The 11,479-nt window shown below is 42.3% G+C and carries 9 protein-coding genes and 1 tRNA gene; 2 read left to right on the top strand and 8 right to left on the bottom strand.

The genetic code is table 11. The annotated features are described in order from the left end of the window. Window positions 1-155: 155 nt before the first annotated feature. Window positions 156-239 (bottom strand) — tRNA-Leu (locus LPH68_RS20670). A gap of 164 nt (window positions 240-403) precedes the next feature. Between LPH68_RS20670 and LPH68_RS20665 the strand changes: the two genes are divergently transcribed. Then, window positions 404-1,486, top strand: coding sequence for a mannose-1-phosphate guanylyltransferase (locus tag LPH68_RS20665; protein WP_004317553.1), 1,083 nt, complete (start codon window positions 404-406; stop codon window positions 1,484-1,486). Window positions 1,487-1,633: 147 nt separating this feature from the next. Here the strand turns inward: LPH68_RS20665 and LPH68_RS20660 are convergent, their stop codons facing one another. The 3 genes from LPH68_RS20660 to rpsO form a co-directional block, all read right to left on the bottom strand. Continuing rightward, window positions 1,634-3,283 (bottom strand): AMP-binding protein, encoded by a 1,650-nt coding sequence (locus LPH68_RS20660; RefSeq protein WP_004310697.1) that lies wholly within the window; start codon window positions 3,281-3,283, stop codon window positions 1,634-1,636. A gap of 35 nt (window positions 3,284-3,318) precedes the next feature. Then, a complete protein-coding gene (locus LPH68_RS20655) occupies window positions 3,319-3,894 on the bottom strand; it encodes a helix-turn-helix domain-containing protein (RefSeq protein WP_230297108.1) in 576 nt (191 codons plus the stop codon). A gap of 186 nt (window positions 3,895-4,080) precedes the next feature. Next, window positions 4,081-4,350, bottom strand: coding sequence for a 30S ribosomal protein S15 (gene rpsO / locus LPH68_RS20650; RefSeq protein ID WP_004296393.1), 270 nt, complete (start codon window positions 4,348-4,350; stop codon window positions 4,081-4,083). A 155-nt stretch (window positions 4,351-4,505) separates the two neighbouring features. Between rpsO and typA the strand changes: the two genes are divergently transcribed. Beyond that, complete coding sequence (typA, locus tag LPH68_RS20645; RefSeq protein ID WP_004317549.1) at window positions 4,506-6,305, top strand: translational GTPase TypA; 1,800 nt, start codon at window positions 4,506-4,508, stop codon at window positions 6,303-6,305. 90 nt (window positions 6,306-6,395) lie between these two features. Here typA and LPH68_RS20640 read toward each other — a convergent pair whose 3' ends face one another. The 4 genes from LPH68_RS20640 to LPH68_RS20625 all read right to left on the bottom strand — a co-directional run bounded on the left by LPH68_RS20640 (window position 6,396) and on the right by LPH68_RS20625 (window position 11,421). Further along, a complete protein-coding gene (locus LPH68_RS20640) occupies window positions 6,396-6,920 on the bottom strand; it encodes a chromate transporter (RefSeq protein WP_004317547.1) in 525 nt (174 codons plus the stop codon). Continuing rightward, on the bottom strand, window positions 6,917-7,474 hold the full coding sequence (locus tag LPH68_RS20635) for a chromate transporter (RefSeq protein ID WP_004317546.1): 558 nt from the start codon (window positions 7,472-7,474) through the stop codon (window positions 6,917-6,919). The genes LPH68_RS20640 and LPH68_RS20635 overlap by 4 nt, the downstream gene beginning before the upstream one ends. Before the next feature lie 31 nt (window positions 7,475-7,505). Beyond that, a complete protein-coding gene (locus LPH68_RS20630; protein ID WP_151923831.1) occupies window positions 7,506-9,998 on the bottom strand; it encodes a glycoside hydrolase N-terminal domain-containing protein in 2,493 nt (830 codons plus the stop codon). Window positions 9,999-10,113: 115 nt separating this feature from the next. Further along, window positions 10,114-11,421: a DNA mismatch repair protein MutS gene (locus LPH68_RS20625; RefSeq protein ID WP_151923830.1), complete on the bottom strand. Its 1,308-nt coding sequence runs from the start codon at window positions 11,419-11,421 to the stop codon at window positions 10,114-10,116. Between the last annotated feature and the right edge of the window lie 58 nt (window positions 11,422-11,479).

Genomic DNA, 11,479 nt, shown 5'->3' with positions numbered 1-11,479 from the left:
TATACCATTCTTTATGTTTAGATTATGCAAACTGACAGTGTGAATTTAACATATCCACAGGGTTTTCGGACTGACCCCCAATTTCGGTATGACCAACGAGTTACGAGGAGTAGAAAAGAAAAACGGAGAGAGTATTTCTACTTTCTCCGCTTCAGTACCCAGACCCGGGGTCGAACCGGGATGGAAGTGAATCCACTGGTGTTTGAGACCAGCGCGTCTACCGATTCCGCCATCTGGGCGCATACTTGATTTCTCAATTGCGGTGCAAAGATACGACATTATTTTGATTCCACAATAGTTTGGCAAAAAAAAGGAGAAAAAAATAATAAAACATATCTTAAACACTTCTCTATTCAGAGAATAAACCGTACATTAGCAGAAACTTTAAAATAGAGTCACTATCATGACAAACCAGGATAATTATTGCGTGATTATGGGTGGCGGCATTGGAAGCCGCTTCTGGCCGTTTAGCCGCAAAACATTGCCCAAACAATTCTTAGATTTCTTCGGAACGGGCCGTTCACTTTTACAACAGACTTTCGACCGGTTCCAAAAGGTTATCCCAACAGAAAATATTTTCATCGTTACCAATGCAATGTATGCGGACTTAGTGAAGGAACAATTGCCCGAAGTGAACGAAGAACAGATTCTGCTGGAACCCGCAAGACGAAATACCGCTCCGTGTATAGCATGGGCCGCTTACCACATCCGGGCACTGAACCCGAACGCCAATATCGTAGTCGCTCCTTCAGACCATTTAATTTTAAAAGAGGATGAGTTTCTTGCCGCTATCGAAAAAGGACTTGATTTTGTTTCACGCTCGGAAAAGCTACTGACATTAGGTATTAAACCCAATCGCCCGGAAACAGGGTACGGATATATACAAATAGACGAACCCGCAGGAGGAAACTTCTATAAAGTAAAAACATTCACTGAAAAACCGGAACTGGAATTAGCTAAAGTATTCGTAGAGAGCGGAGAATTTTATTGGAATTCCGGCCTATTTATGTGGAATGTAAATACAATCATCAAAGCAAGTGAAGATTTACTGCCTGAATTAGCTTCCAAACTGGCACCGGGAAAAGATATTTATGCCACCGACAAGGAGAAAGCATTCATCGAAGAAAACTTCCCAGCATGTCCTAATGTATCCATCGACTTCGGCATTATGGAGAAAGCGGATAATGTGTATGTATCATTAGGAGATTTTGGCTGGTCCGATCTTGGAACTTGGGGATCACTTTATGATTTATCGGAAAGAGACCCGGAAGGCAATGTTACGCTGAAGTGCCATTCACTTATATATAATAGTAAAGATAATATGGTAGTACTTCCGAAAGGCAAACTGGCCGTTATCGATGGACTGGAAGGATTTCTGATAGCCGAATCGGACAACGTTCTTTTGATTTGCCGCAAAGATGAAGAACATGCCATCCGTAAATATGTAAACGACGCCCAAATGCAACTGGGCGATGATTTCATTTAATAACACGCAACCTGACGCCGGAGACAAAACCGGATAAGAGCATACAAATAGTGAACGGTGAACAAACTGCATAATTGATTGCAGAGAGTTCACCGTTCACTGTTTATAATCGAAAAACTTTGTGTGTCTTTAAATAATCATGAGTCTCTAAATAATCTCTATACCCTGCTCTTTACAAAGTTGCAGTCCCAGATCTTTCAATCTGAACTTCTGAATCTTTCCACTACCCGTCATCGGGAATTCATTCACAAAGAAGATATATTTCGGAATCTTATAACGGGATATCTTATTTCTGCAGAAATCACGTACATCGGCTTCCTGCATTTGTACTCCTTCCTGCAAAATAATAAATGCTCCGACTGCCTCACCATACTTTTTAGAAGGAATACCAGCTACTTGAACATCTTTCACTCCATCAAGCTTATAAAGAAACTCTTCTATTTCGCGCGGATAAATATTCTCGCCACCACGAATAATCATATCTTTGATACGTCCGGTAATCCGGTAATTTCCATCTTCATCCTTAATACCCAAGTCGCCGGAATGCAAGAAGTTGTTTTCATCAAGCACTTCCGCCGTTGCTTCCGGATTCTTATAATATCCTTTCATGGTATTATAACCACGGTTACACATTTCACCTTGTACCCCAACCGGACATTCTTCACCTGTTTCAGGATCAATCACTTTCACCTCCGTAAATTCAAAATCATGTCCTACCGTATTACAACGTACATCGAACGGATCATCAATACGAGAAGCTGTCATACCCGGAGCAGTCTCCGTCAGTCCATATACACTAGTCACCTTCATATACATTTTCTCTTCTACCTGCTTCATCAGTTCGACAGGACACAGCGAACCGGCCATAATACCTGTACGAAGACAAGACATATCAAAGAGATCGAACATCGGATGATGCAACTCGGCGATAAACATAGTCGGCACACCATAAAGAGCCGTACAACGTTCTTTATGAATAGAGGCCAGCACAACCAACGGGTCGAAACGTTCTACCATCACTTGTGTACAACCATGAGTCAGACAGTTCATGGTAGCCAATACTACCCCAAAACAATGGAACAACGGAACGCAACAACAAAGTTTGTCATCTGCCGTGAACTTCATGTGTTCCCCCGTCAGAAATCCATTATTGGTGATATTATAATGTGTCAACATCACCCCTTTCGGGAAGCCGGTAGTGCCCGACGTATATTGCATATTTACTACATCGTGACAATCCACTTTGCTTTTTAGTTCGTTCAAACGGTCATCTTCCACATTATCTCCCAACAGCAGGATCTCCGCTGTATTATACATACCACGATGTTTTTCCTGACCTACATATACTACATTTCGCATATATGGAAAGCGTTCGCTCTTTAAATGTCCACGCTCACAAGTCTTCAATTCAGGAAGCATCGTGTATGTCATCTGCACAAAATCACTATCCTTCTCACCATTCACAATACAAAGCGTATGCATATCCGAGTTCTGACAAAGATATTCCAACTCCGATTGCTTGTAGTTCGTATTCACTGTAACATATACCGCACCAATCTTCGCGCAGGCATATAGCAATGTCAACCAATCGGGAACATTAGCCGCCCAGATACCCACATGAGTACCACGTTCCACCCCAATGGCAATAAGCCCTTTTGCCATATCATCCACACGACGGTTCAACTGACTCCAGGTAAAACGGAGATTTCGGTCGGAATATACGATATATTCCTTATCGGGAGTCTCTTCAGCCCAGTGTTCCAGCCACTGCCCCAAAGTACGATCAAATAATTGCATGTAATTATACTTAAGTCTTGGTTCCTACTATTTCATTAAATCGGTGTGTAAACTACTGCCAGGATTTTTGCAGCCTGTCCCTCATAAGCATGTACATGATGAGGAACAATGGAATCATAATAAATACTATCACCCTCTTCCAGCAGATAGGTGTTCTTGCCATAGCTGATTTCCATGATACCTTCCATAACCATGATAAACTCTTCTCCTTCATGAGAAGAAAGCACGAAGTCGGTATCTTGCGTCGGCATCACATCGATAATAAACGGTTCCATGTGACGGTCCGCCTTTGACTTGGACAACGAGTGATATTCCATGTGTTTGCGAGAGTGAATCGCATTATTGGAAAAACTGATCGCATCTTTGGTTTCTTTCTTACGGCATACGACCGGTCCGACTTCATCCTGATCATCAAGGAAAGTACCCAGACGTACTCCCAACACACGCGCAATCTTAATCAGCGGTGCGAGAGAAGGTATATCAATGTTATTCTCAATACGTTCAATCTGTTCGATAGCCAAACCTGAACGTTGCGCCAACTCTTCTATGCTTATTGATTTATCTTCGCGGAGGGCTTTAATTTTTTCGCCAACAATCTTACTTGTATCCATTTTGAAAGCATTTTAGTTATCAAAGGTGATAAATTATAATAATTAAGCTGCAAAAATAGCAAAATCTTTAGATGAACACAATTATAACCGAAGAAAATACGATTGTCAGGAAGAAAAAGAAGAAACTAAAAAAAAGCCGCTCCTCTATCATGAGGAACGGCTTTAAATCTTTTCGCGACAAGTAGATTACTTACGCAAACCGAGCTCTTTAACAATAGCACGATATCTTTCGATATCTCTTGCTTTCAGGTAGTCGAGTAAGCGACGACGCTTACCTACCAACATTGTTAACGCTCTTTCAGTACTATAATCTTTTCTGTTGAGCTTCATGTGCTCAGTCAGGTGAGAAATACGGTAGGAAAACAATGCCACTTGGGCCTCAGCTGAGCCGGTGTCAGTGTTAGACTTTCCGTACTTTCCGAAGATTTCTTGCTTTTTAGCAGCGTCTAAATACATAATTCTTAGAATTTTAATTGATAAATTATTCTTTTGAGCGTGCAAAGATAGGCATTATCTTTATATCACACAACGATTTACAAGAAAAAATTGCTATCATTGCGCATATTTCTAATCCTATTTTCGTACCTTTGCAGCCAAATAATAGGTATTATATGCAAAATATTCGAAACATTGCAATCATTGCCCATGTTGACCATGGGAAAACAACGCTGGTTGACAAGATGCTATTGGCCGGAAATTTATTCCGCAGCAACCAAAATAGTGGTGAACTTATCCTGGATAACAACGATTTGGAACGTGAACGTGGTATAACGATTCTCTCCAAAAACGTATCCATCAATTACAACGGTACAAAAATTAATATTATTGATACTCCGGGACACAGCGACTTCGGTGGTGAAGTAGAACGTGTATTGAATATGGCCGATGGCTGTATTCTGTTGGTAGATGCCTTCGAAGGTCCGATGCCACAGACTCGTTTCGTACTGCAAAAAGCGCTCGAAATCGGTTTGAAACCCATTGTGGTAGTTAATAAGGTAGATAAACCTAACTGCCGCCCGGAAGAAGTTTACGAGATGGTTTTCGACTTGATGTTCAGCTTGAACGCAACGGAAGATCAGTTGGACTTCCCCGTGATTTACGGTTCCGCCAAAAACAACTGGATGAGCACCGACTGGCAACAACAAACTGACAGCATCACTCCGCTACTGGATTGTATCGTCGAAAACATTCCGGCACCGCAACAGTTGGAAGGTACTCCCCAGATGTTGATTACTTCTCTGGATTATTCTTCTTATACCGGTCGTATTGCCGTAGGTCGCGTACATCGTGGTACATTAAAAGAAGGTATGAATATAACGCTTGTGAAACGTAACGGCGATATGTTCAAGAGCAAAATTAAAGAGCTCCATGTTTTCGAAGGTTTAGGCCGTGTGAAAACAAATGAGGTTTCTTCCGGTGACATCTGCGCGCTGGTAGGTATTGACGGATTCGAGATTGGAGATACAGTTTGTGATTTCGAAAGTCCGGAAGCACTGCCACCCATCGCAATTGACGAACCGACCATGAGTATGTTGTTTGCTATCAACGATTCTCCTTTCTTCGGTAAGGATGGTAAGTTTGTGACTTCACGCCACATCCACGACCGTCTGATGAAGGAACTCGACAAGAACCTGGCTCTCCGCGTAAGAAAGAGTGAAGAAGACGGTAAATGGATTGTTTCCGGCCGTGGTGTACTCCACCTTTCTGTATTGATTGAAACAATGCGTCGCGAAGGATATGAATTGCAGGTAGGTCAGCCACAGGTTATCTTCAGAGAAATCGACGGTGTGAAATGCGAACCGATTGAAGAGTTGACCATCAACGTACCGGAAGAATATTCCAGCAAGATTATTGATATGGTTACCCGCCGTAAAGGTGAAATGGTAAAGATGGAAAATACAGGCGAACGCATCAATCTTGAATTCAATATGCCTTCACGCGGTATCATCGGTCTGCGTACCAATGTACTGACGGCCTCTGCCGGTGAAGCCATTATGGCACACCGTTTCAAAGAATATCAGCCGCACAAAGGAGAAATTGAACGTCGTACCAATGGTTCTATGATTGCTATGGAAAGCGGAACAGCTTTTGCTTATGCCATCGACAAATTACAGGATCGCGGTAAGTTCTTTATTTTCCCGCAGGACGAAGTCTATGCAGGACAGGTAGTAGGCGAGCACTCTCACGACAACGACTTGGTTATCAACGTAACCAAATCGAAGAAGCTGACGAATATGCGCGCTTCCGGTTCGGATGACAAAGTACGTCTGATTCCGCCTATCCAGTTCTCACTTGAAGAAGCACTGGAATATATTAAGGAAGACGAATATGTAGAAGTTACTCCAAAGGCAATGCGTATGCGTAAAGTGATTTTGGACGAAATCGAACGTAAACGTGCCAACAAGAACTAACCATTCTTTCATTATATTATAATAGAAATCCCGGTGAAACGCTGTGTTTTACCGGGATTTTATTTTTTTCTGCAAGTATCACAAGCATTACTAATACAACAACAATCCTACCACACCCGCCAGACAAATCAACAGGATAGGGTGAAGATTCCATTTCCATGTAACCAAAAAGGCTGCCGCAAAAATACCGATACTTTTATAGTCCATAAAATTTTCTCTATTCATCATAAGCAATGCAGCCGAAGCAATCAAAGCAACCGACATAGGTAGCAGTCCGGACATAGCCGCCTTAATATACTTGTTATCCTTGCACTTCGCAAAGAAATAAGAAATGAGCAACACCAGAATAAAAGAAGGTAAACAAACCGCTACCGTAGCTAGCACCGCTCCCCACACGCTTTGCGTTACCGCATACCCTACATAAGTAGCACTATTGATACCAATCGGCCCCGGAGTCATTTGCGAAATCGCCACCACATCCGTAAACTGTTGGGGAGTCAGCCAATGATGAATATCCACTATCTCATGTTGAATAAGGGAAAGCATCGCATATCCACCTCCAAAACCGAACATACCTATTTTAAGATACACCCAAAGTAATTGCAAATATATCATACCTCTTTATTCATTATTTTTTCTTTCAACCACAATGTATATACCAATCCTCCCAGAATTCCTGCCAATACAATATAAATAGGAGACAGTCCAAACTGCCAAATCAAAAGAGTAGCTATGGCAGGAGCAACCAACTGAAGGTATTTCAGTTTCAGAGCTCTTACAGCAGAAATACAAGGAAACAAAATCAACGCTACCACGGCAGGACGTATTCCATTAAAGATGCGAATCATCACTTCATTATCTTGAAACCGTGCAAAAAACATGGCTATCAGCATCATAATAACAAAGGAGGGAAGAATCGTAGCCAAAGCACATACCAGGCTCCCGCCCACTTTATACAACTTATATCCTACAAAAATAGAAATATTCACAGCAAACACACCCGGTAGTGACTGCGTCAAGGCAAACATCTCCATGAACTCTTCCTTACTCATCCACTGTTTGGCAACGATCTCCCGTTCAATTAACGGAATCATGGCATAACCGCCACCAATAGTAAACATTCCAATCTTCGCAAACGTCACGAACAATTTCAAATACTCTAATACCATTCCTACTTTCTAATTTTCCGATATTTTCTATTTACTGTCTAATAAGTCCTTTAGTCACATCATATTCAACCCGATAGCTACGCCCCTTCACTGTTTTAAAAGAAAGAGTCTTATCAGCATACTTTATCACACAGTTTCCTCCCGCATTGGAATGAACCACAGCTTCTTTCAGCTGATTATTCTCCCAAACCATATCCACTTCAAAATTCCCCTTTGCACAGATACCACTGACAGCCCCACCCTTCCATGCATCCGGCAAAGCAGGCAGCAACTGAATAAAACCCATATGACTTTGAAGCAACATCTCGGTAATACCGGCTGTTCCGCCAAAGTTTCCGTCAATCTGGAAAGGCGAATGTGTATCCCACAAATTATCCAGCGTACCGTTCTTCAACAAATTGCCAAACAAGGTATAAGCATGATTACCATCATGCAAACGCGCCCATTGATTCAACTTCCAGCCCATGCTCCAACCGGTAGCCCCGTCACCACGATGCACCAGTACTACTTTAGCGGCTTTCGCCAGTTCGGGAGTGGTGACCGGAGAAACCGTATGCCCAGGATGCAGTCCGAACAAATGATTCACATGCCGATGCTCGTCTTTCGGATCATCAATATCTACCGACCATTCCATCAACTGACCATACCGCCCTATTTTATAAGGAACGAGATTGGCAAGCACATGCTCCCACTGCTTACGTTCTTTCTTATCTACGCCCAACACTTTGCTCGCCTCGATTGCATCCAGCAAAATCTCACGTACAACGGCATGCACAAAGGTAGCCCCCTGATCGATAGGGCCATGCTCCGGCGAAGTAGATGGAGCAGCCGTATATGTTCCATCCGGTTTATGCCACAAATAATCGACAGCAAAGTCCGCACTACTTTTTATCAACTCATAACCCGTTTCTTTCAGGAATGTAAGATCTCTTGTATAATCATAATATTCCCAGATATGAGTAGCCAACCAGGGACCTGCCATAGGATTGAAGTTCCACGACATATCCTGACTTTCCAACGGAGTGGTAAATCCGAATATATTGCCGGAAATAGATGCCGTCCATCCTCTGGCACCGAAATAAGATTTCGCGGTCTTTTCACCCGGTTTTACCAACGTGTGAATGAAATCGACCAATGGAAGCATACATTCATTCAGGTTGGTGGAGCAAGCCGGCCAATAATTCATCTGAATATTGATATTATTATGATAGTCCACACGCCACGGTCCATCGACATTATTATGCCAGATACCCTGCAAATTCGCCGGCATATTGCCCGGGCGGGAACTTGAAATCAACAGATAGCGGCCGAATTGAAAATATAATTCTTCCAGATCATAATCCGGCTGTCCTGCCCGGTAGTTCTTCAAGCGTTGGGGAGTCGGCATATTCTTTCCCTTGATTGCCGGATTCAGATTCAACTTAACCCGGTCGAACAAAGCAGCATAATCATTGTAATGCTGACTAAACAAAGCAGTATAGCCCTGTGACACTGCGTTATTCATCCATTCCTTGGTTGTTTCTTCCGGATTGACACCCACATACGTCTTCGGATCTTTAAAATCCGGATCAAAGTTAGGTTTATAATCAGTATCAGCCGTAATATAAAACACTACTTCATCCGCACCTTTCACCGCCAGTTTTCCATCTGCATTAGACAAGGTTCCGCCTTTTGTCTCCGCCTGAATACGAACGACGTATTTCATTCCGTTATTGTCCAGAGATGCGGAATACACCAGTCCTTTATTACCGTCAGAAGCCATATTCCCGGTAGACACCGGATTAGGCGCATAACTGAAAACCAAGTTTTGTTTACCCGGTTGATCCGCACTGAAACGCATCACCATCACATTGGCTGGATAAGAAATGAAATAATTGCGCTGATAAGCCACATGATCCTTTTTAAACTGAACAACTGCCATTGCAGAGTCCAAAGAAAGAATACGTTTATAGTCACTCATCCCTATAATATTCAATCCCGTTTCTACATAAAACTCTCCCATGGTAGTAAAACTGCCGAAACGGAAAGGTGTTTCTCCGTCAGCATCATAAGACACCTCACTGTTGAAGTTCTGACGTGTCAGCATTTCAGCCTTTTCCTGATTTCCTTCCGTAAATGCCTGACGTATTTCATCCAAAAGATGAGCCGACTGTTTATTGACATTCCAATAATAGTCCGCTCCTTTCGCCGTATTCGGGCCGCCACGCCAAAGCGTTTTTTCGTTAAAGGTAATACGTTCAGCTTCCACCGACCCCATGATATTCGCACCTAAACTACCATTCCCTATCGGTAATGATTGCGATTCCCAAGCGGGATCCGGATTATGACCTGCATTTCCTGCTGTTTCCGGTTTATCACCACCTTTCCACAGATCCGGTCTTCCCCCATACCACACGGCATACCCCTGCAAAGTATTGGGAGTATCAAACCAGATGGAAAGTCCTTTGGTATAATCAGTTTCACCCGCGTAAAGTCCGGTGACAAGAAACAAAGAGCAGATAAGAAAGAAATAGAGTTTCTTCATGGTTGTCGCATTATTATTCAAGATTATGCTCTTATATAGTCTGTACAAAAGTAAGTAAAATATGCCTTTAATAAAAATAAAATACTGTCTTAATGGACACAATAATAAGGTGAAACTATATCAAACCGGCCAGTAGTTTTTTCACGACCCAATATCCTACCCTAGCCTCCGAAATCCCCTGCAATAGCCGATGATGACAAACAAATGCATCGTCAATAATTTCCGCTTCCATATAATAAAAACAACAGGCAGGATCTTTTTCAAATGCTTTCGCATACTCCAGAATATGAGTTGATATAAGGAAATGGCAACATGAGAATCTTTTCAATAATTCATTGACTGCAAGAGAAGCCTCAAAAGCATCCTTAGCGTTAGTTCCGCGAAACATTTCATCCAAGACGACCAAACAACGTTTTCCTGTAAGCGCTTTTTGCATCACTTCTTTTATACGAAGTACCTCTGCCATGAAATGGCTTCGCCCGTCACGTAAAGAGTCCGGCAAGTTAATAGAAGTATAAATACCTTCGTAAAGAGGACAAACCATTGACTTCACCGGGACAGGCAGTCCGCAATGTGCCAGCCAGACAGCCAAAGTCAGTGCTTTTAAAGTGGTTGACTTTCCCGCCATGTTAGAACCCGTAAAAATACTGATATTTCCCCGGGACATCACCCAACTATTCTCCCGTACATTTTTCACAAAAGGATGAACTACACCCTCGACCGAAAAATCCATTGTTTCCACCACTTTCGGTGTACAACAGAAATTTTTCTCTTTCGCTACCCGATGAGCTGTCCGACAGACATCCAATAAATACAAAACTGATAATAACTCTTTCAAAGACAACAAACGGGTACAGCGAAATAGATAATCGTATTTATCTATCGTATAATTAGATAGCCGCCTTTCTTCGCCAGAAGTCTGTTCCAAGACTTCACCTAATTCACTTCCGGACAAAATATCATTCACCATACGGGCTGACTCCTTCATCAATTGTGGGGCATCCTCATCCAATTCTTTCGCCCATCTCTCCAAACAATGCAGCAAATGTATTACCAATTTCACTCCCCGACAAATAACATAACGGGTTGAATCATATCTCAACAGGCGATCTATGACAGTAGCACATGACAGTAAGACGTGTGCTTCCCTGATCTGGTCGCGATAAGCCAGATAATATTCAATAAAATCCAATTCTTCTTCATTCAAAAGAAGTTCAGGTAAAGCATCCCACGCAACAGCCTCCTGCCTTTTGCGGATCATATCCAAATCACTTAACGGATACATAATCCAGTTCATCATCAATGACTTTCCTTCTTTCGTCTCTGTTCTAGAAAACAAAGAGAAAAGAAACTGCTCATTGTTTGCAGTCTCCGTTATGCTTAAATCCGCATAGGTCTGTTTGTCTGTATCCAGATACGTCATAGCTGTCTTTAAAAGTAAATAGTCTCGTTTTGACAAATATAGGAAAAAAAACTAAGCA

Origin of the sequence: Bacteroides sp. 1_1_30 (genome assembly GCF_020982715.1) — a bacterium.
GTDB classification, from domain to species: Bacteria; Bacteroidota; Bacteroidia; order Bacteroidales; family Bacteroidaceae; genus Bacteroides; species Bacteroides xylanisolvens.
This window is presented reverse-complemented; position numbering and strand designations above follow the sequence as displayed.